We start from the raw sequence: 21,435 nt of genomic DNA on the forward strand, positions 1-21,435 counted from the left end.
TCATCCAGTTGCTGGCGGCGCTGGCGGGACATCGTCGGCTATCTCCTGCCTGAGCCTTGGTCCTTTGCTGAGCCGGCGACCGAGCGCATCGACGAAATTGTCGTAGCGCTGCAAGCCCTTGGCGCGTGCCTCCGCTTGCGCCGATTCCGGCAAGGCTGGAGTCGAGTTGAGCCAAAAGCGGACGAACAATGCGAGTGTCTCAATGGATATTCCGATATCGCGTTCAACACGCTGCACACGTCGATCGATCTGGTCGAGGCGTCGAGTGATCGCCGCTTGCTTTCGTTCTTCGGCGTCCGGCGACAGGAACGACGCTAGCGCAGCCTCCGCGACCAGTGACAGCGAGACCTCGCGCCGCCCGGCGTAATCTGCCAGTGCCCTCATTACGTCAGGGTCGAGATAGGCAGACAGACGTCTTTTCTTGGCGTTCTTCATGCGCTCAAAGCTCAATGCCATCATTGGGGTCAAGGGCGGCCTGACGAGCTGCGCGTCTCATGGCTTGATCGACACTGCGGCGACGAACGGCGTCATCATCGGGCTCGTCCTTGTCGAGGTCGAACTCATCGTCGCAGCGTGGCGTTCGTTCCGGCGCGATGTCTTCGTGTTCGGGAAGCTCAGGCTGGCGGCGAATGCCGCCGTTGGCCGGATCCTCGTCCTGCTGATCCCTGGCAAGCCTCAGCTTGCGAGATTTGCCTTCCGGCCCAGCAAGAAGTGTCGTGTCGGTCCAGTCGTCAGGGCGAGCGTTCTGCGTTGTCCCTCCGGTCCTTGGTGGCGGCAAGACACGCTCGGCAAGACGCGGGTCGGCAAAGTAGCGTGCCTTCTTCGCACGGATTGGGAACTGGCCCGAGATCATAATGATCGCCTCGGTCGGCGGCAGTTGCATGATCTCGCCCGGCGTCATCAGTGCACGCGCCGTTTCCTGCCGCGACACCATCAGATGCCCGAGCCAGGGCGACAATCTGTGCCCCGCATAGTTCTTCATGGCGCGCAACTCGGTCGCGGTCCCCAGAGAGTCTGAGACGCGCTTGGCCGTCCTTTCGTCATTCGTGGCGAAGCTCACCCGCACATGACAATTGTCGAGGATGGAATTGTTCGGTCCGTAGGCCTTCTCGATCTGATTGAGCGATTGTGCAATCAGGAACGACTTGATGCCATACCCGGCCATGAAGGCCAGCGCGCTTTCGAAGAAATCGAGCCTGCCGAGCGCGGGAAACTCGTCCAGCAGCATCAAAAGACGCTGCCGGTGATCCTTCGCGTGAAGATCTTCGGCGAGCCTGCGGCCGATCTGGTTAAGCACGAGTCGCATCAGCGGCTTTGTGCGACTGATGTCCGATGGCGGCACGACCAGATAAAGCGTCGTCGGCCGTGCCTCCTCGACAAGGTCTGCGATCCGCCAGTCACAGCATGACGTCACCTTGGCCACAACTGGATCGCGGTAGAGGCCCAGAAAACTCATGGCCGTCGAGAGCACGCCGGAACGCTCGTTCTCGGACTTGTTAAGCAGTTCCCGAGCAGCCGACGCAACGACGGGATGCGGGCCTGCATCACCCAAATGCCGCGTCAGCATCATGGCGCGCAGCGTTGCCTCGATTGGCCGCTCTGGATCGGAAAGGAAGTTCGCCACGCTTGCGAGGGTCTTGTCTTTCTCCGCATAGAGCACGTGCAGTATTGCGCCGACCAGCAACGCATGGCTGGTCTTCTCCCAGTGGTTGCGGCGTTCCAATGTGCCTTCTGGGTCGACCAGGACATCCGCCACGTTCTGCACATCTCGAACTTCCCACTCGCCCCGTCGCACCTCCAGCAGAGGATTGTAGGCTGCTGATCCAGCATTGGTCGGGTCGAACAGAAGCACCTGGCCGAAACGGGCCCGCCATCCGGCCGTCAGTTCCCAGTTTTCGCCTTTGATGTCGTGGACGATTGCCGAACCCGGCCAGGTCAGTAGTGACGGCACGACCAGGCCGACGCCTTTGCCGCTTCGGGTCGGTGCGAAACATAGGACGTGTTCCGGACCGTCGTGGCGCAGATAGTGTCGGCCCAACATACCCAGGATCACCCCATCCTGACCGATCATCCCAGCGGCCTTGATTTCGTCTCGCGTCGCCCAGCGCGCCGAGCCGTAAGTCGTGGTGTCCTTTGCCTCGCGCCCCCGCCACAGCGACATCCCGATCGCTGCGACGATAGCCATGAGGCTTCCGCTCGCCGCAATCGCCGCGCCCTCCAGGAAGACCTTCGGCGCGTAGGCGTCGTAGAAAAACCACCACCAGAAAAAGGCTGGCGGCGGATAAACGGGCTGTCCAGCCAATTCGAACCACGGCGGACCGAGTTGGCTTTGAAAGCCGAGCCGCCCTGCCGTCCACTGTGTTGCTCCCCATGTCGTCGCGACGACGATCAGAAAGGCGGTGAGTATCTGGCCCCATAAAACCTTGCTTGCCGGCATCGATCGTTTCCCAAATGGATGATCGGAACAACCGAAAAGCTCGAATTCCTAAATCCGCAAGAAGAAAGGGGCGGTCGAAGCAGCATGGCGTACCCGGACGTGGAAAGACTTGCCCGATGCGGGCTCGAATGTTGAACGAGCATCGGGGGGCTGCTTTCTTCTGGAGCCGTTGAGCCGCTACTTTGCCCAATGATAATTAGTTGTCTCGGCTCAGATGGCATTTGACGAGATGGACGGGTTCTTGGAGAACCGCGGATTGCCCACGACCAAATGAACAAGAGCCCTCAGCGGCGCGCCGAGCCGGAGAACGCTCTAGTCCCGGCAAGTGGTGGTCAGCCGGAATTGCCGTTCTGCTGAGCTCGAATCTTACCGCCTCCCTGATCGGTAGCGCGATAGATCCAGAGCCGACTCGATGAGCAGACCCATCAAGTCTGTTCAATTTTGTTAATCAATTCAGTCACATCAACTATTGCCATGGACTTTCGTTGGAACTGTTGCGCGCGCCGGCCTCACGGGTCGCGGAATCTATTGGGCCGCACCAAAGTTCCAGATGTCCCGATGCAGGCGCCACGTCCCGTCGTCCCCTTTTTTCCAAACGACAATGTACTTGCCCGCAACGGTGGAAGGGGCACCGCCTTTGCTCGGCACACCGAGCGTAAATGCGCCAACTTCGTAGGCGAGATTCCCGCTCTCTTCCACTTCCAGCGCCTTCAGGGTGAGATTCTTCATCCCGGCCTTGATTGCGCCCTGCCAGAATTCTTCCACGCCCTTGCGGTCATCGACGCGTTTGCCGTCGGGTGGCAGCAGGGCGGCATCGTCGGTATACATTTGACCTACCGCTGCTGCGTTTCCGCTGTTGAAGGCGTCCATGAATTTTACCAACGCCGCTTCGATGTCCTCACGAGCCGAGTGGGCGGCCGCAGACAATGCAGACGAAAGAAGCAGCACAGCAGCAAATGCAAATGACTGAACCAGTCTCATTTCGTCCTCCCTTGCGTGCCCGACATGCCCACCCGATGAATAGCGCCGACCCAAGGGCGCCGCGGCGCGTTCGATGGCCAGGCGCGTATTTTATTAGACTTATCTGATATGACGGCGCAAGCGCAACTGCGACCCTCGGAATGACCAGCGTAGCAGCTGCCGGAGAACTTCAAAGCGGCGGCTACCGCCTCACTGCCCTCCTCGTCTCGACGAAAGAGTTCGTTCGAATGATGCTTTTCCGTGGCTTTGCTCGCAAGTTTTCGTCAGCCAGCACAGGGCCTCCTCTTACGGTCGCTGGTCGTCAAGGCCCAGCGGCCACTAGCTGACAGTCCCCCCCGTAGCCAAGCCGCTGGGCCCCTCGACGTGGGGAACGAGCATTGGAGACGATGTCGCGCTTTCCGTTACAGCCCGAAGGCGGGTGACAGATGACCGCGTCAGCCTCTCCACTCCGAGCTACGATTTCACGCATTCGATCAGGCACAGCTCTCTCGGGCACCAAGCATGAGTCAGCTCCCGAATGAGCAGGTGCCGCCCAGTTCAGCTTCGGCCCTTGCGCGCGCAAAGTATTGGGCGAGATCGATCGGCAGTCCGATCGGCAAATTGGGGCAGCGATGGCGAGAATGAATGCCAGGAACTTCCCTTCGGTGCCGCTTCGTCGATCTGTTTGCCGAGAAGACGCGCGCTGCGTGCCGCCCCCCATACCGCAGAGAACTCACTTCAGGTCACACACACACGACGCCACCGAGATCCTGCATCACTTTTCTACTCCGACGCCGCCACGTCACCAAGATCAGTCGCGAGCGTGATCGCGGCTATCAAATCGGGATCGCGCACCGGAGCGCTCTATGAGTGAGCCCCGAACGGCGCGCTCGAGCAATCCGGCTCGACGTAAGGCGGGCCATCCGTGCCGGCCTCGTGACTAAGACGGGCGAATGGCGGTTCCTGGACTCACCTTTTTGGTCTGAAGTCGCTTCCTTGAGCCGGTGGCAGAGTTCTTGCTTGATCGACCTCAGCACTGTTTTAGAATCGGTTTTCGGAAAATTTGTCTTGTGGCATCAATTTTCATGGGATAGGATCATTTTTCATAGGTTTTGCCGACTAAACCAAAATTCAATGGAAGGATTCGCGTTTCATGCCTGCGGTGCAACAGCACCAATTTTCAGGTCCTGTTACCGTTTTTCAGGAAATCCGCCTTCCTGAAACGGCGACCCCGGCCGGGTACAGCGCCCTGATCGGAGCCTACAGGCTCGCCGCGCCCTTGCCCCGTAGGTTGTTCGCCACTGGCGAGCATCATCGCATTACCGAACGGGATGGCTGGCGGATCATGACCCCCCGCCATGCCCCAAATCCTACCCTCGAAGGCCACCTGACCTTTGCGCTCAAGTACGAGGGACTGGACCTTGCCGTCCTCAAGCGGCTGTTCCAAGTGACCGGTCCCGCGCCGATCGAGGCGCTGGTCCGTGAAAGCCCGACCGGCAGTTATGCCCGCCGCATCTGGTTTTTATATGAATGGCTGAGGGACGCGCGTATCGATCTGCCGGACGCGGAGGCCGGACGATACATTCCGGTTGTCGATCCCGAGCTGCAGTGGCCCGGACCCGACAAGACCGCTTCGCGCTATCGCGTAAGGGACAATCTCCCCGGCACGCGTGAGTTCTGCCCTCTGGTGTTCCGCACCAAGATTCTCGAAAAATTCATCGGCCTTGAACTACCGCGGCGCGCGGAGGCAATCGTAGCGGACGTGCCGCGCGACCTCCTTGCTCGGACCGCCGCCTTTCTTTTGCTCAAAGACTCGCGATCAAGCTATGCGATCGAGGGCGAGCACCCGCCGCAAGATCGCATCCAGCGCTGGGGCCGCACCATCGGCGAAGCCGGCCGCTGGCCGATCGATCGCGATGAGCTGCTGCGTCTGCAAAGAATTGTACTTGGTGACGCTCGTTTCGTAAGACTTGGCTTCCGAAAAGAAGGAGGTTTCGTCGGTGAGCATGATCGAGACAACGGTACGCCCTTGCCCGATCACATCAGCGCTCGGCCCGAGGACCTGCCGCGGCTAATCGATGGAATGGCGGCGTTCGATCAGGGCCCCGCGCAAAAGCTTGATGCAGTCGTAGCCGCCGCAATCCTCGCCTTCGGCTTTGTCTATATTCACCCGTTCGAGGACGGAAACGGCCGCATTCACCGCTACCTAATCCACCACGTCCTTGCCATGCGCGGCTTCAATCCGCCGGGAGTGGTCTTTCCCGTCTCGGCCGCGATCCTGGACCAGATCAACGAGTACAGGGGCGTGCTCGAGAGCTATTCGCAGCGCCTTCTGCCGTTGGTGGAATGGGAACCGACGCCGCAATTCAACGTCCGGGTGCTGAATGACACCGGTGATTTCTACCGGTTCTTCGATGCAACCCCGCACGCCGAATTCCTCTATGCTTGCGTTCAGCGGACGATCGAACGGGACCTTCCCGAGGAAACCGCATTTCTGCAGCGCTACGATCAGTTCCGGCAGCAGGTGGACGCCTTTATCGACATGCCCGAGCGGTTGACCGATCTGCTCTTCCGTTTTCTTCACCAGAATGATGGCCATCTATCGAACCGCGCGCGCGAGAAGGAATTCGCCGCGCTGACCAGTGACGAGGCAGGAAGAATCGAGGCGATCTACGCGCAAACCTTTGGTGCCCATTGAAGGTGTGATCATCAGGATCGATTTTAGTCCGACGGTTTGCGATTCCCTTGTCCCTGCCTTCATCTCCGACGCTTGACTTGTCGCCGAGACATGCACGATTTTTTCCGCACGGTCTGACCGGCCGCCGATCAGCCGCGGCCAGAACGCGCTTGACAAACCGGAGCGGTCCCGTCCAACCTCACGCATTCACCAGGGGAGTCCCGGCAAGGGGCTGAGATACTGCTGGCTTTCGCGGCGCAGTGACCCGTTGAACCTGATCCAGTTCATACTGGCGTAGGGACGGTGCAAGCGCTTTGCGGGAGTTTACGCCCGAGGTCCTGTTTCGGCAGGTCGACAGAAGCGTCTTTTCATCCTTCCGGCACAGAACTGGGTCTCCAATGCAACGAGCAAAGGAGCCTCAAGATGAATGCCCTCACCCCCGCCGTCTCGACGGGACCGCTGCCTGCCTCACGCAAAATCCACAAATCCGGTACCATCCACCCGCAGCTCAGGGTGCCGATGCGCGAAATCTCCGTCCATCCGACGGCAGGCGAGCCGCCGGTGACCGCTTACGATCCGTCCGGCCCCTATACCGACCCGACTGTCGAAACCAGCATCGAAAACGGCCTTGCACGGCTTCGCCATGAATGGGTCACCGCGCGCGGCGATGTCGAAGCCTATGACGGCCGCCACGTCCGGCCAGAAGACAATGGGTTTGCGGCAGGCGAGCGCCTAACACCGGAATTTCCAGTCCGCAACCGGCCACTCCGGGCCCAGACCGGCAAGGCGGTGACACAGCTTGCCTATGCGCGCGCTGGCATCATCACGCCCGAAATGGAGTTCGTCGCCATCCGCGAGAACCTTGGTCGCGAGATCCTGCACGGCAAGCTTGAGCGCGACGGCGAGGCCTTTGGCGCGGCGATCCCCGACTTCGTCACGCCTGAATTCGTCCGCCACGAGGTGGCGCGCGGACGCGCGATCATTCCCGCCAACATCAATCATCCCGAGAGCGAACCGATGATCATCGGCCGCAATTTCCTGGTCAAGATCAACGCCAATATCGGTAACTCCGCCGTCACATCGTCGATGGCTGAAGAGGTCGAAAAGATGGTGTGGGCGATCCGCTGGGGCGCCGATACGGTGATGGACCTGTCGACCGGCCGCAACATCCACAACATCCGCGAATGGATCGTGCGCAACTCGCCGGTGCCGATCGGCACGGTGCCGCTCTACCAGGCGCTCGAAAAGGTTGGTGGCATCGCCGAGGACCTGACCTGGGAGGTCTACCGCGACACGTTGATCGAGCAGGCCGAGCAAGGCGTTGACTATTTCACCATCCACGCCGGCGTGCGGCTGCATTACATCCCGCTGACCGTTGACCGGGTCACGGGTATCGTCTCGCGCGGTGGCTCGATCATGGCAAAATGGTGCCTGCACCATCACCGGGAAAGCTTCCTCTACGAGCACTTTGCGGAGATCTGCGACATCTGCCGCGCTTATGACGTCTCCTTCTCGCTCGGCGACGGCCTTCGTCCCGGCTCGATCGCCGATGCCAACGACGCGGCGCAATTCGCCGAGCTGGAAACGCTCGGCGAGCTGACGCAGATCGCCTGGGCGAAAGATTGCCAGGTGATGATCGAGGGGCCCGGCCACGTGCCGATGCACAAGATCAAGGCGAACATGGACAAGCAGCTCGCCGTCTGTGGCGAGGCGCCGTTCTATACGCTTGGACCGCTGACGACCGACATCGCGCCGGGCTACGACCACATCACTTCCGGCATCGGCGCGGCGATGATCGGCTGGTTCGGAACGGCCATGCTCTGCTACGTCACGCCCAAGGAGCATCTCGGCCTTCCCGACCGCGATGACGTCAAGACCGGCGTGATCACCTACAAGATCGCAGCGCACGCGGCCGACCTGGCGAAGGGCCACCCGGCGGCGAAAGTCAGGGATGACGCCCTTTCCCGCGCGCGCTTCGAGTTCCGCTGGGAGGACCAGTTCAACCTGTCGCTCGACCCCGAAACCGCACGGTCCTTCCACGACCAGACCTTGCCCAAGGAGGCGCACAAGCTGGCACATTTCTGCTCGATGTGCGGACCGAAATTCTGCTCGATGCGTATCTCTCACGACATCCGCGCCGAGGCACAGAAAGAGGGCATGGCGGCGATGGCGGCGAAATACCGCGAGGGCGGCGATCTCTACGTGCCAGCGGACGAGACCGTCGCACCGCTCACGCCTCAGCCAGGTAACCCGTCATGAAGGTGCTGATAAAGGGGGCCGGCGTCGCCGGCCTCACCGCCGCCTTCGAACTCGCCGCCCGCGGCGCGACGGTCACGGTCGCCGAGATCCGGCATGGCCTTGGAGGCAATGCGTCGTGGTTCGCCGGCGGCATGCTGGCGCCATGGTGCGAGCGTGAAAGCGCCGAGCAGCCGGTGCTGGACCTTGGACGTGACGCTGCCGACTGGTGGGATGCGGTGCTGCCGGGTCAGGTGACACGGGGCGGAACACTTGTCGTGGCCGCCCCGCGTGATGCCGGCGAGCTCGACCGCCTCGCCAGCCGCACGTCGGGCCATCGGCGTGTCGACGAAGACGAAATTGCGCTCCTGGAGCCCGACTTAGCCGGCCGCTTTCGCCGCGGGTTGCTCTTTCCCGATGAGGGCCATCTCGATCCGCGCCAGGCGATGGCAGCACTTCATGACAAGCTCGCAGCCATGGGTGTCAAATTCCACTTCGGCACCGACGCCCGGCATGTTTCCGATTTCGATCGTCAGATCGATTGCACGGGAATGGCAGCCGCCGATGACAGGCTTCGCGGCGTTCGCGGCGAAATGCTGATCCTAAACACGCCAGACTTCTCGCTGTCGCGCCCGGTCCGGTTGCTGCATCCGCGCTTTCCGCTCTATGCGGTACCGCGTGCCGACGCCCAGTTCATGATCGGTGCGACGATGATTGAAAGCCGGTCCGCCAGACCGGTCACGGCGCGCTCCATGATGGAGCTTCTGGGTACCGCCTATGCTTTCCATCCTGCCTTTGGCGAGGCCGAGATCGTTGAAACCGGTGTCGGCGTCCGTCCAGCCTTTCCCGACAATCTGCCGCGCGTCGAAATGAGCGGAGACACCGTCGCGATCAACGGGCTCTATCGCCATGGCTTTCTTCTCGCCCCCGCCATGGCGCGCCTGGCGGGCGAAATTGTCTTCAATCACGACAAACCCGTGGAGCTTGCTCATGAAACTGATGGTCAACGGCAAAGTGCATGAGGTTGCCGCCACCACGCTGGCCGAGCTGCTTGCCGCGCTTGACTATGAGGGCGATTGGCTTGCGACCGCCGTCAACAACGACCTCGTGCACAAAGCCAGCCGGGCGGAATTCCAATTGAACGACGGCGACCGGATCGAAATCCTCTCGCCCATGCAGGGAGGCTAGCATGTTCGATCTTCTCGGGACGACGCTTCCCTCCCGCCTGCTTCTCGGCACCGCTCAATATCCTTCGCCGGCCATCCTTGCCGATGCAGTCAGGGCATCGGGCACCTCGGTGGTGACCGTCTCGTTGCGCCGTGAAATGGCAGGCGGCAGGGCTGGCGAAAAATTCTGGTCGTTGATCCGGTCGCTTGGGGTCAGAATCCTGCCCAACACTGCTGGCTGCCACTCCGTCAAGGAAGCGGTCACGACCGCACAAATGGCGCGCGAAGTCTTCGGCACGCCCTGGATCAAGCTCGAAGTGATCGGCAATCACGACACGCTGCAGCCGGACGTGTTCGGTCTGCTCGAAGCCGCCCGCATCCTGTGCGAGGACGGTTTTGCGGTGTTCCCGTATACTACCGACGACCTTGTCGTCGCCGAGCGGCTGCTTGCGGCGGGCTGCAAGGTCTTGATGCCCTGGTGCGCACCGATCGGTTCCGCCCTCGGGCCGGTCAACATCATGGCGCTGCGCTCGATGCGCGGACATTTCCCTGATGTCCCGCTGATCGTGATGCTGGTCTCGGACGGCCATCGCACGCGGCAACAGTCATGGAGTTCGGCTTTGATGCCGTGCTCCTGAACACAGCGGTCGCCAAGGCGGCCGATCCGGTCGGCATGGCGCGTGCGTTCGGCAAGGCGGTCGACGCCGGTCGAGAAGCTTTCAGCTCGGGGATGCTCGAACCCCGCGACGTCGCGGTGCCGTCGACACCAACATTCGGCAGGGCGGTTTTCTCATGAAGTTCGATCCCTTCTACCTGATCGTCGACAGCGCCGCCTGGATCGAACGGCTGGTGCCACTTGGCGTCAAGCTGGTTCAGTTGCGCATCAAGGATAGGGACGAGGCCACGCTGCGGACAGAAATCCGCCGCGCGAACGGCGTCTGCGCGGTCCATGGTTGCCAACTGATCGTCAACGATTATTGGCGGCTCGCCATTGAGGAAGGCTGCGACTTCGTCCATCTCGGCCAAGAGGATTTGGCTGCGGCCGACCTGCTGGCGATTAAGTACGCCGGATTGAAGCTCGGGCTCAGCACGCACGATCATCTCGAACTGGAAACGGCCATCGCTGCCGAGCCCGACTATATCGCGCTCGGCCCCATCTATCCCACCATCCTGAAGCAGATGAAATGGGCGCCGCAAGGGCTCGAGCGGATCAGCGAGTGGAAGCATCGAGTGGCGCCGATCCCATTGGTCTCCATCGGCGGCCTCAACCCCGACCGGCTCGACGGTGTCTTCGAGGCTGGTGCGGACAGCGCGGCGGTGGTCACCGACATCACGTTGAATGCCGATCCCGAAGCGCGCACGCGAGAATGGATCGAAAAGACAAAGCCATGGCGCTGAGGCGAGAACCGCATGTGCTCGTGGTCGGCGGATCAGACCCCAGCGGTGGGGCTGGAATTGCACGTGATATCGAGACGATCTCTTCCATTGGCGTGCGCACCTGCCTGGCTGTCACAGCGCTGACGGTGCAGACGCACGAAGCCGTAATGGAAATCCATCCTTCGCAGCCCGATCTTGTGGCCGATCAGATGTGCGCCGCGCTACAGGCCAACAAGGTGGCGGCAATTAAGATCGGCATGCTCGCAACGGCTGAGATCGTCGTTGCCATTGCCGGCGTGCTGCGCGAAAATCCGCAGGTGCCGGCAGTGCTCGATCCGGTGCTGGCCTCGAGCTCCGGCCGGGGGCTTCTGGAAGCAGGTGCCATCGCTGCCATGAGGCGCGACCTGATGCCGCTTTGCTGCCTTGTGACCCCCAATCTCCTGGAGCTGGCGCTCCTTGTTGGTGCGGAACCGCCAGCCGACGAGAGCGACGCGGTGAGACTGGGACGGAAATTGCTGGCAGCCGGCGTGCCGGGCCTGCTGATCAAAGGGGGCCACGCATCAGGACCTCGATCAACCGATATTCTGTTGCGTTCCGATCAAGAACCAATCCGCTTCGACGCACCTCGTCTTGTCGCATCAATGCGCGGGACGGGTTGCATGCTGGCTAGCGCGATTGCGGCGCATCTGGCGAAGGCGAAGCCGCTCGAAGACAGTGTGCGCGAAGGCAAGCGGCTTGTCTTGGCCATGTTTAAGAAGAATGCAGCAGACCGACGAAATTTGTAAGATTTTCCAACTCTCGAAAGACACGCTTGCCTCTCGCGGGTCCGGGCTGGTAATTTACCCTCGTAATTCACCTCACTCGACAGGAGTAGTTTGACGGCCTCGCCAGGCGGCGACCGCGAGATCAACGATGGCGAGGCGGCCGTCGTGCGCCGTATCTAGTGCGTTGTGTGGCATCCTTTCCCCCCATCCGACTGCGATCCTGGAATTCACCTTGGTCGCGAGCTCCTGCTAAACGATGCCCCTCGACGGGAGCGGTCGATCCCGCGTCTCGGCTGCGGCGGCGCTAGGCTGACGCTCCTTATGCCGTCCTGTTGAACCGGACTCGGGATCACGAACTGCTCCATGCGGCACTCGTTGACAAGCCTGCCGTGATATGAACAGGATTATACAGGATCACTGAACAGGTACCCATATGAAGCGGCGCTTGGTTCAACTGTCTCCCGGCACGGGCAAGCCCGAACAGATCGCCACCGTTCTCGAACATGAAATCCGCTCCGGTGTTCTCGGCTTCGGCGACCGGCTGCAAAGCGAGAACAAGCTCGTCCAGCGTTTCTCCGTCAGCCGCAACACCGTCCGCAAAGGCCTCGAGGAACTGTCCAACCGCGGGCTGATCACGACCAAAGTCGGCATCGGCTCTTTCGTCACCTTCGATGGCAAGCCCGTTGATGACTCCATCGGTTGGTCGCGGGCGCTCGCCAACGCCGGCGCCAACGCCGAGACGCGGACGCTGCGGCTCGAGGTGATCGAGGACCCCGGTCTTGCCGCACTGCTTGGTATAGAAAACCCGTTTTTCATCGCTGTCGACCGGGTGCGCACCAATGCCAGCGACGGCCACGCCATCTCCATCGAGCGCAGCCGCCTGCCATTGTCGCCGGAACTGGAGGACGTGCCGTTGCGCGGCCTGCGCGAAGGCTCGCTGCACCAGACGCTGCGCGGCGCGGGCCTCATTCCCGACCATGGCGAGGAATGGGTCGGCATCGAAATGCTCAACGCCGAGGACTCTGCAATCCTCGGTTGCCCGCAAGGCACGCCGTTCCTTCGCGGTCGCCGGTTGACCCGCGCCGCCGATGACCGGCCGATCGAATATGTGACCAGCCTGCTCAACCCGGCGCATTTTGCGCTGCATATGAGGTTCTGAGTGATGCCGGACGACAACACCGGGAATATGACTGATCGGGCCATGGGGGCGCTTGTCGGCGGGGCACTGGGGGATGCGCTGGGCATGCCGACGCAGCTTTTGTCGCCGGCCCGGATTGCCGAACTCTACGCCCATGTAGAGGGCTTCATTGCTCCTTTCGCCGACCATCCGGTGTCGAAGGGGCTTCCCGCTGGAACGATCACCGACGACACCGAACAGGCGCTTCTGCTTGGCCGTATCCTGGTCGAATCCGGTAACCGCTTCGATCATGCGCGGTGGGTCAACGCGCTGCTCGACTGGGAGCGCGACGTCAAAGCGCGCGGCAGCTACGATCTGCTGGGACCATCGACCAAACGCGCCATCGACGCCATCAACAATGGCGTGCCGGCCGAGGAAGCGGGGCGCAGCGGCGACACAAATGGTGCGGCCATGCGCATTGCGCCGGTCGGCATCATGATGCCGCCAGAGCCGCTGGACGCGCTGGTCGCCAAAGTTGCCGAGACCTGCCGGGCCACGCACAACACCTCGGTTGCCATTGCGGCCGCAGCCGCCGTTGCGGCGGCCGTCAGCCGCGGCGTCGCCGGCGGCGACTGGCGCGCCGCTTCCGACAGCGCCATCGCCGCGGCGAGGTGCGGAGCAACGCTCGGCCATTGGGTGACCGGCGGTGACATTGCCGCGCGCATTGGGTGGGCGCAGGAGCTTGTGCGCGGCAAGGCGACGAAGGACGCGATCCGGCTGATCACCGATCTGGTCGGCACCGGCGTCGCCAGTCAGGAGTCCGTTCCGGCTGCATTCGCCGTGCTGGAAGTCGCCGGCGGTGATCCCTGGCAAGCGGCGGTCATCAGCGCCAATCTCGGTGGCGACACCGATACGATCGGCGCCATCGCGACCGGCATGGCCGGCGCCTGCACCGGCTTTTCCCGACTGCCTCAGAACCGCATTGCAGACCTCAAGGGCATCGACATTGCGGCGGTTGGCGCGCTCACCGCCGACCTTGTTGCGGCCCGTATATCCAAGCGCCGTGCCGACAGGACGGGTCCCGGCAAGGATGCGGCGGCATGAGTGGGCGTCTCGTCCATGTCGGCAGCGCGGTGGTCGACTATGTCTACCGCATCGACGCCTTGCCGGCGCCGGGTACGGAGAAGACGGCGTCGAGCTACACGCAAGTCGCCGGCGGCGGCTTCAACATGATGGTCGCGGCCAGCCGCACCGGCATGAAGGTGGTGTTCGGCGGCCAGCTCGGCAGCGGACCCAATGGCGACTTCCTGCGCACGGCCTTAGCCAGTGAGGGGATCGAGACACTGACGACGCCATCGCCCGTCATGGACAGCGGCAATTGCGTCGCCATGATCAGCAGCGATGCCGAGCGCACCTTCGTCTCGTGGCCTGGTGCGGAGAGCTTGCTCAGCCTTGACATGATGGCGCCCGTCTCGGTCGCGCCGGGGGATTGGGTGTTCACCTCCGGCTATACGCTTAGCTATCCGGGAAGCCGAGACGCGCTTGTCGACTGGATCGAGGCACTTCCGGCCGACACACCGCTTGTCCTCGACCCGACACCTGTCGTCGTCGACATTCCCCGCCCTATCCTGCCTCGGATACTCGCCCGCACCACCTGGTTGAGCTGCAACAGGATGGAAGCGGCCGCGATTGCCGGTCCGGGCGACGTCGAGACACTCGCGTCACGGCTTCTTAGCGACCACTCCCCGAAGGCCGTCGGCGTCGTTATTCGCGCCGGAGCGAAAGGCTGCCACATACGGCTGGCCGATGGCTCGGCGCAAACGAGTGCCGGCTTCGAGGTCGACGCCATCGACACCAATGGCGCCGGCGACACCCATATCGGCGCTTTCGTCAGCGCGCTGGCGCGCGGCGCGCCGCCTTTTGAAGCAGCGCGCTACGCCAATGCGGCGGCGGCCATTTCCGTCACCCGCCACGGTGGTTCATCAGCGCCGACCGACCACGAGATCCAGACATTCCTAAGCCATGCCGGCGGTCCGCCGATCGGCCTCCATGGCCGGAAGCAAGTGGCCAAACGCCCGACAGCCTGACAAAGCCCGGGAAGCGGGCAAACACAGAGAGGAACGAACATGCGCATGCCCGACTTGACTGCCCTGCTGACGGCGACCGCCGTCTTCACCTCCGCACTCGCATTTGCCGCCAAGGCCGACGAGGTGCACGTACTCAACTGGAAGGGCTACGGCGCCGACGAGCCGTGGGCCATCGAAGCCTTCGAGAAGGCGACCGGCAACAAGGTCGTCAACGATTTTTTCAATTCCGAACAGGAGATGCTGACCAAGCTCAGGACCAATCCCGGCCTTTACGATGTCGTCATGATCAACGCCGCCTTCAACGACCAGGCGATGGCGGAAAAGCTGATTCAGCCGATCGACACGTCCAAGCTGCCGAACTTTCCCGACATCAGCAAGGACAAGGCCGGATCGCCGATGCTCGTCCATGACGGCAAGGTCTATGGCGTGCCGTGGGTCTGGGGGCTGACGGCGCTCGCCATCAATGAGAAATCTTTCGATAAGCCGCCGACGAGCATCGCCGAAATGTGGGATCCCGCTCACAAGGGCCGCGTCACCATCCGTGATGATGCCGTCGAGGCGGTTCAGTTCGGCGCCATTGCCACCGGCCAGAACATCAACGACATCAAGGATATCGAGGCGGTCAAGGCGAAGCTCACCTCGCTGATGCCGCAGATCAAGACGTTCTGGAGCTCGGAGAACGACTGGAACCAGATGGCTGCCTCTAACCAGATCGACATCGGCACCTATTGGAGCGGCTCGGCCGATCGCGCCAAGACCCATTTCAAGCTGCCGGTCTCGCTCGTGATCCCGCAGGAGGGCGCTGTCGCCTGGCTCGACGCCTTCTCCATTCCGGTCGGTTCCAAGAATGTCGCCGGCGCCGAGGCCTTCATCAACTACATGATCGACCCGAAGTTCTATGTCGAATGGGTCACCAAGGTCGGAGCCCCGGTATCCGCCAACACCAAGGCTGTAGAAGCACTTCCCGGGGATGCGTTCAACCGCAAGGTGATGGGTGACCCGGCAGTCGCAAAGCGCATTCAGTTCCAGGCGCCGATCACAGACGCCCAGCGCGAAACCTATCTGTCGCTCTGGCAGCAGCTCAAGGTCGACGTGAAGTAACAGCAGAAGCCGGGATCAGCCGACCATCCATGTCGGCTGATGCTTCCCCATCCTGGGAGGAGGATGTCATGGCAGCACAGGTTGCGGCCGCGTCGCGCAGCGGATTGAGATCGGCCTTGCTACTGCTGGCGCCTGCCTATCTCTGGCTGACGGTTGCGATCTTCCTGCCGCTCTCAGCCATGGTCTTCTTCTCCTTCATGACCGACCTGCCGCTGTCGGGAAAGCCGTGGGCGTTCACACTCGAAAACTATGCCGCCTTCTTTTCACAAAGCCTTTATCTGACATTGCTTTTGGCCTCGCTGCGCCTCGGCCTCGAGGTGACGCTGTGGTGCATCGTCATCGGTTATCCCGCCGCTTATGTGCTGGCCAAGGTGCTGAAAGGCCGCAGCCGAGAGGCGATTTTCCTGCTCGTCATCCTGCCGTTCTGGTCGAACGGGCTGGTGCGTATCTTCTCCTGGGCGATGGTGCTGCGTGAAGGCGGCATTCTCGACACTGCGCTCAACGCCGTCCTGCCGTTCAAGATCAACATCGACCTCATGTATTCCTATCCGGCCGTAATCATCGGGCTGGTGCACTCCTACGTGCCTTACATGGTGCTGACCTGCTATCTGACCCTGCAGGCCATCGATGACTCGCTAATCGAGGCCGGGCGCTCGCTCGGCGCCTCGCGGCTGCAGGTGCTGAATCGAGTCATCATTCCGCAGTCGATGCCGGGGCTGGTGGCGGGCGCAGCGCTCGTCTTCGTCCCGGTTGTTGGTTCGTTCATGGAACCGCGCATCCTCGGCGGCCGTACCGGCACCTTTTACGGCACTGTCATCGAGGACCAGTTCGTCGCCGTGTTCAACTGGCCGCTTGGTGCTGCGCTCTCCTTTATCCTGTTGGCCGTCGTGCTGGTCATCCTGGCGGTTGCCTCGCCGGTGCTGCGGAGGGCTACGTGATGGCGACGACACGTGTTCTCGAATGGCTCGGCCGCCTTTACATCTGGCTATTGCTCGCCTTCCTCTATGTGCCCATCATCATCATGGCGCTAATGTCTTTCAACGTTTCGCCCTTCTACCAGCTGCCGTTCGAATGGACGGCGGAATGGTATGCTTCGCTGTGGCAGAACGACCAGCTTATCTCAGCCACCTGGAACAGTGTCGAAATCGCAGTCATCACCACCATCATCTGCGTCGTGCTTGGCTCGGCAGCGTCACTTGCGCTCTACCGCTATGAGTTTCGCGGCAAGAAATTCCTGCAGGCGCTGCTGTTTCCGCCAATCGCCATTCCGTGGCTGATAACCGGCACGGCGATGTTGATCTTCTTCTTCGGCGTCGGCATTGGGCGCGGCCTGTTCGCCATCCTGCTTGGCCACGTCGCGCTTGCGCTTCCCTACGTCATTGTCGTCGTGTCGGCCCGACTGCAGACCTTCGCGCACGAGCTGGAAGAGGCGGCGCGCTCGCTCGGCGCCAATCAATGGCAGTTGACGAACCGCGTCACGCTGCCCTGGATCATGCCGGGCGTCATTGCCGGTGGGCTGTTCGCCTTCGCCGTGTCCTTCGACCAGTTCGTCGTATCCTACTTCTTGTCGACGCCCGGCCAGACGACGCTGCCGGTCGAAATCTACGCCGCGATCCGCAAAGGTTTCACGCCCGAGATCAATGCTGTCTCGACGATCATCATTGTCGTGTCGATGGCGCTGATGCTGCTGACAGCGCGCTTCTTCAAATTCGGCGGAGAGAAATAATGGCGGGCGTGCAGGTATCGAATGTATCGCGCAGTTTTGGCACGCACAAGGCGCTGGACGATGTGTCTATCGATTTCGCCGATGGCGGCTTCTATGCCCTGCTCGGGCCGTCAGGCAGCGGCAAGACCACGCTGCTGCGACAAATCGCGGGCTTCGACTTTCCCGATTCCGGCCGCATCACCATAGGTGGTGAGAGCGTCGAACGGGTGCCAGTCGAAAAACGGCGCATCGGCATGGTGTTCCAGAACTACGCCCTATTTCCCAACATGAGCGTTGCTGGCAATGTCGCCTTTGGCCTGTCGGTGCGCGGCGAGCCCAAGGCGGTGATTGCCAGCGAGGTACAGCGCGCACTCGACCTTGTGCAACTCGGCAGGCTCGGCGGCCGCCGGCCGCATCAGCTGTCCGGCGGCCAGCGCCAACGGGTTGCGCTCGCTCGCGCGATCGTCATCCGGCCGCGCGTGCTATTGCTTGACGAGCCACTCGGCGCGCTGGACAAGGCGCTGCGCGTCGACATGCAGATCGAGCTCAAGCGCATCCAGCGCGAGATCGGCATCACCACCATCTTCGTCACCCACGACCAGGAAGAAGCGCTGACGATGAGCGACCGCATCGGCATTCTGCGCGATGGCAAGCTGGTGCAGGAAGGCTCGCCCGAGGAGATCTACGATCGGCCGACGAGTGAGTTTGCCGCCACCTTCCTGGGCGACGCCAACATCCTTCGCGGCGACAGCACGGGCAACGGCATCCGGCTGCCGGACGGCACAGCGATTGCCGTCGGCTCGGGTACCAAGCTTGCCGCTGGGGCCAAGGCAAGCTGCGCCGTGCGGCCCGAACGCATCCGCATCTTCACCGATGCCGAGGCTCCGGATGCGGCCAACGCGAATCTGCTGCGAGGCCAGGTATCGAAGCGCATCTTCGCCGGAAATAGCAGCACCTACTTTGTCGAGCGTGCTGGCCAGACGCTCAAGGTGATTGTGCAGAATACCGGCGCTGTCAGGCTGGCGGAAGGTCAGGATGTCGTGCTGCATTGGTCGCCGGAAAGCACAGTCTTGATCGTCGCGGGGTAGCAGGCCAGAGATGGACCACTGACCGACTCAGATGGGGCTTTTGTGATGGCAAAAGATTGCGACCTCCTGGTTGAGGTCCGCGCCAGAAACGCCGATACGTCCCGCCTACGAGACCATGCCAGTTTTTTGGTGGTCTTGCGGCCCGGAGCAACCGATCCCGGCAATGATGATGGACAACGACATGGTTGGCATGGCCAAGGTCTTGCCGATTGACAGTTTCACTCAGAAGCGGTGCGCCGGGCTTGCGGCTAGTGCGCCGTTTGCTGCTGTTTTGAGATTTGGCCAGGCGCGTATTCATTGGCCTCGAAGACAAGCCTCCGTCAAGCCAGGCATCACGATCTTTGCCTCTAATCCTCCCACATTCAATGTCGCTTTCGGGACCCGGCAAACCGATCCAAGGCACGGCTGCGAGCACGCGCCCTGGGGAGCCGGAGTAGACCTTTGAGCGGGGTGCGGATGGCAGTTTTGAACGTGCGATCCCATCGTCCCGAACGATGTGGGTTTACCAGCAAGTCGTTATTGTTCCTGGGCTCCTTCGCCACGTTCGCTCACGACTGGTCGCGTTTCCTTTCGCCGTTTCTGTGGGAAACCTGTGGGATGAGCACACCGCGTTCGTGTCTTGCGATTTGAGTTATACTCGGAACGGTTTGCGGCGACTTGGAGAAAACTGGCTTCTTCGTGATCTTCTCGGCGGCGTCTGCCAAGAAATTAGGATGATGATGGCCGTAAGTTTCGATCAGGACATCCACTGTAATGCCAAGAAAGCCCGCAGCCTGCCACATATCGGTGCCGGCCTGCATCATCCAAGTCGCCGCGGTGTGGCGGAACACGTGCGGAGTAACGTCGGGCCCTAGGCCGGCGATTTCGCGCGCCGTCTTGAAGCTCTTGTCTATCGACCGCACCGGCTTTCCATTCCATTCCACGACAAAATCCTGCGATATCTTGCGACCGATGTTCGCACTTTTGCCGCGCGATTTGGTCTCGATGTGAAGATCAGTGCGCGCCCAGCGCCGGAGGTGCGCCAGCAGCCGCTCGGGCAACGGTACAGGGGGTTGGCGCTTCTTGGTCTTCCTTGCGCCGGTGGCACCGCGATAGAAGATACCGCGGTCTAGGTCCACATGACCGCGCCCTTTCGTTGGGCGTATGGCGGCACCGCAGATTGCGGCCGAGCGCGTTCCTGTATAAAGTGCGACGAGGATGAAGCGCGCGAGATGTCGCCCAGTGCGCCGGCCACTCTCTTGGCCCTTCCATGTCTGCTTCATTCGCCAAGCTGCCCAGATCAGTGCGGCCGCCTCACTGCGGGTCAACCAGCGTTCGCGGGCGGCGGCCCTGTCTGGCAGGGTGATGACCGGTGCGGCGGTTGTATAACCCTCCTTGCGGTAGTAGTTGATGGCGGCACGAAGATCCTCGAGTTGGCGGCGCGCCGCGGCTTCGGTGGGGCGCGACGCAACGTACTCGCGGCAGAGTTTGCCATTGATGGCGGCGAGAGTTTTTTCCCCGAAGTAATCAAGGACCTTATCCAGCCGAGCCGCCGTCTCTTCTGGTGTCGCGTGCTTCGGTGCAACCTCTTTAAGGTAAAGGTTGACCACATCGGCAATTAAGACGTCCTCGGCTCCCCGCGCTCGGTGGTATTTGCTTCCAATGTAGGCGGCGAGCGCCTTTTCAGCTTCAGTTCCTGGACGGCCTTTTTCGCCGCCGCCAGCGCTGATGAAGCTGGTTCCATCGCGGATAAACCATCCAGCTTTGTTTCGGCGCGTTCCATCTTTTTTCCAGCTTTCGTCACGCCATACCAGGCGTGGCCCTTTCGAAGTCCGCGGCATAGTTCCCTCATCCTCGCGATTGCCATCAAGCTGACGTATTCCTTTCCGGCGATTAGCTCCGTTTCAAGTCGACCGGCGTCACGTTCCTTGCGTAGGCCTGCTGCGCTCATCGAGCCGTCGGGAAAGGCAATTCGCGCAGCGATTTCGACGCGCAGTGGTGTGGTCTCGTCGAATTGGTCGGGGATTTTCATAAGAAGTCCTCAGCAGTTCTTAGGTCTGAGCTGTTCGCCGACCTCGTTGAGCACTCCGTCCTGTCTCGCCGTTCTGGACACGGTCCTGCCGGAGAACTCTTCTCCAAAAAACCGGCTGCGAAAACCGCCCGCCGGAGGTGCTGCGGCGAAGAGGCGCCTTCGACCTGTCAATCGGAGTGGTTGCGCAACAAATCTATGGCTGGCCTCTGCTTCCAGTCCGGCCAGACACACTCCTAAAGGGATCCGACCATCGTTTCAGTATCGATGCGGCCGAAGGGCCTATTGCGTCGCAACGCCCGCGCGCGCCGCGCCGCGTTCAGGCGAGCAGGGCAGCGGAGTACCTCCTTCGCTTCTTGGCTGGCAGCGTCATTGCTGGCGACGATTAGCGGCAGGCCGCCCGTGATGACCAACCACGTCCAAATCGATTTCCCGTCGCAAAAAGCGCTCTGTTCGCTCTCGAACTCAGCCGCATGCCCTCGGTGTCGCACGCCACAGCGCCGAAGGCGTGATGAAGAACCCAGATACTTCCAATGGGGCGACCGGCCCCGCTCGTCGTTCATCGCCGCGCTGTGGTCCTTAATCGCTACTGCTGCACGTTTGTATGCAGCCGCGTTTGGAAACAGGAACACCGTCACTGAGTTGCTACCCCGCAACAACCTCGGTTGGCTGCCAAGCACAAGAGGATGAGGAGTGCCGGGATCTCCATGACG

At 61.7% G+C, this 21,435-nt stretch carries 18 protein-coding genes, 1 pseudogene and 1 riboswitch; of the genes and pseudogenes, 14 read left to right on the forward strand and 5 right to left on the reverse strand.

The window, feature by feature from the left end:
* From NKH93_RS03745 to NKH93_RS03755, 3 genes are all read right to left on the reverse strand, one after another.
* A complete protein-coding gene (locus tag NKH93_RS03745; protein ID WP_352768515.1) occupies positions 1-456 on the reverse strand; it encodes a CopG family transcriptional regulator in 456 nt (151 codons plus the stop codon).
* On the reverse strand, positions 440-2,437 hold the full coding sequence (locus tag NKH93_RS03750) for a conjugal transfer protein TraG (protein WP_352969211.1): 1,998 nt from the start codon (positions 2,435-2,437) through the stop codon (positions 440-442). Before NKH93_RS03750 ends, NKH93_RS03745 begins: the two co-directional genes overlap by 17 nt.
* 525 nt (positions 2,438-2,962) lie before the next feature.
* A complete protein-coding gene (locus NKH93_RS03755) occupies positions 2,963-3,418 on the reverse strand; it encodes a YybH family protein (protein WP_352470526.1) in 456 nt (151 codons plus the stop codon).
* 1,132 nt (positions 3,419-4,550) lie between these two features.
* Here NKH93_RS03755 and NKH93_RS03760 point away from each other — a divergent pair.
* The 14 genes and pseudogenes from NKH93_RS03760 to NKH93_RS03825 all read left to right on the forward strand — a co-directional run bounded on the left by NKH93_RS03760 (position 4,551) and on the right by NKH93_RS03825 (position 18,714).
* Positions 4,551-6,095 (forward strand): Fic family protein, encoded by a 1,545-nt coding sequence (locus tag NKH93_RS03760; protein ID WP_352969214.1) that lies wholly within the window; start codon positions 4,551-4,553, stop codon positions 6,093-6,095.
* Positions 6,096-6,276: 181 nt separating this feature from the next.
* A riboswitch (TPP riboswitch) is annotated at positions 6,277-6,393 on the forward strand.
* A 104-nt stretch (positions 6,394-6,497) separates the two neighbouring features.
* Positions 6,498-8,333 carry a phosphomethylpyrimidine synthase ThiC gene (gene thiC / locus NKH93_RS03765; RefSeq protein ID WP_352819789.1) on the forward strand — a complete coding sequence of 612 codons (1,836 nt, stop codon included), beginning with the start codon at positions 6,498-6,500 and terminating at the stop codon, positions 8,331-8,333.
* A complete protein-coding gene (gene thiO / locus NKH93_RS03770) occupies positions 8,330-9,331 on the forward strand; it encodes a glycine oxidase ThiO (RefSeq protein ID WP_352969216.1) in 1,002 nt (333 codons plus the stop codon). The genes thiC and thiO overlap by 4 nt, the downstream gene beginning before the upstream one ends.
* Entirely contained in the window at positions 9,300-9,497 is a 198-nt protein-coding gene (gene thiS / locus NKH93_RS03775) for a sulfur carrier protein ThiS (protein ID WP_023679205.1), read from the forward strand. Before thiO ends, thiS begins: the two co-directional genes overlap by 32 nt.
* Position 9,498: 1 nt before the next feature.
* A pseudogene (locus NKH93_RS03780) lies at positions 9,499-10,271 on the forward strand (thiazole synthase).
* Complete coding sequence (locus tag NKH93_RS03785) at positions 10,268-10,873, forward strand: thiamine phosphate synthase (RefSeq protein ID WP_352819794.1); 606 nt, start codon at positions 10,268-10,270, stop codon at positions 10,871-10,873. Before NKH93_RS03780 ends, NKH93_RS03785 begins: the two are co-directional and overlap by 4 nt.
* The gene (locus NKH93_RS03790; protein WP_352768908.1) at positions 10,864-11,637 is read left to right on the forward strand and encodes a hydroxymethylpyrimidine/phosphomethylpyrimidine kinase; all 774 of its coding nucleotides are present in this window, start codon (positions 10,864-10,866) and stop codon (positions 11,635-11,637) included. The genes NKH93_RS03785 and NKH93_RS03790 overlap by 10 nt, the downstream gene beginning before the upstream one ends.
* Positions 11,638-12,049: 412 nt before the next feature.
* Positions 12,050-12,775: a GntR family transcriptional regulator gene (locus NKH93_RS03795; protein ID WP_352470533.1), complete on the forward strand. Its 726-nt coding sequence runs from the start codon at positions 12,050-12,052 to the stop codon at positions 12,773-12,775.
* Between the two features lie 27 nt (positions 12,776-12,802).
* On the forward strand, positions 12,803-13,837 hold the full coding sequence (locus NKH93_RS03800) for an ADP-ribosylglycohydrolase family protein (protein ID WP_352502587.1): 1,035 nt from the start codon (positions 12,803-12,805) through the stop codon (positions 13,835-13,837).
* Positions 13,834-14,820 carry a PfkB family carbohydrate kinase gene (locus NKH93_RS03805; protein ID WP_352768533.1) on the forward strand — a complete coding sequence of 329 codons (987 nt, stop codon included), beginning with the start codon at positions 13,834-13,836 and terminating at the stop codon, positions 14,818-14,820. The genes NKH93_RS03800 and NKH93_RS03805 overlap by 4 nt, the downstream gene beginning before the upstream one ends.
* 39 nt (positions 14,821-14,859) lie before the next feature.
* Positions 14,860-15,921 (forward strand): ABC transporter substrate-binding protein, encoded by a 1,062-nt coding sequence (locus tag NKH93_RS03810; protein WP_352635147.1) that lies wholly within the window; start codon positions 14,860-14,862, stop codon positions 15,919-15,921.
* A 68-nt stretch (positions 15,922-15,989) separates the two neighbouring features.
* A complete protein-coding gene (locus NKH93_RS03815; protein WP_352969218.1) occupies positions 15,990-16,859 on the forward strand; it encodes an ABC transporter permease in 870 nt (289 codons plus the stop codon).
* Positions 16,859-17,647: an ABC transporter permease gene (locus NKH93_RS03820; protein WP_352969220.1), complete on the forward strand. Its 789-nt coding sequence runs from the start codon at positions 16,859-16,861 to the stop codon at positions 17,645-17,647. The genes NKH93_RS03815 and NKH93_RS03820 overlap by 1 nt, the downstream gene beginning before the upstream one ends.
* Positions 17,647-18,714 (forward strand): ABC transporter ATP-binding protein, encoded by a 1,068-nt coding sequence (locus tag NKH93_RS03825; RefSeq protein WP_352470539.1) that lies wholly within the window; start codon positions 17,647-17,649, stop codon positions 18,712-18,714. The genes NKH93_RS03820 and NKH93_RS03825 overlap by 1 nt, the downstream gene beginning before the upstream one ends.
* 548 nt (positions 18,715-19,262) lie before the next feature.
* Here NKH93_RS03825 and NKH93_RS03830 read toward each other — a convergent pair.
* Together NKH93_RS03830 and NKH93_RS03835 are read right to left on the reverse strand one after the other, a co-directional pair.
* Positions 19,263-20,303: a tyrosine-type recombinase/integrase gene (locus NKH93_RS03830; protein WP_352470540.1), complete on the reverse strand. Its 1,041-nt coding sequence runs from the start codon at positions 20,301-20,303 to the stop codon at positions 19,263-19,265.
* An 8-nt stretch (positions 20,304-20,311) separates the two neighbouring features.
* Positions 20,312-20,725, reverse strand: coding sequence for an excisionase (locus NKH93_RS03835; protein ID WP_352470541.1), 414 nt, complete (start codon positions 20,723-20,725; stop codon positions 20,312-20,314).
* Between the last annotated feature and the right edge of the window lie 710 nt (positions 20,726-21,435).

Source organism: Mesorhizobium sp. M0954, from assembly GCF_040319155.1.
Lineage (GTDB): Bacteria > Pseudomonadota > Alphaproteobacteria > Rhizobiales > Rhizobiaceae > Mesorhizobium.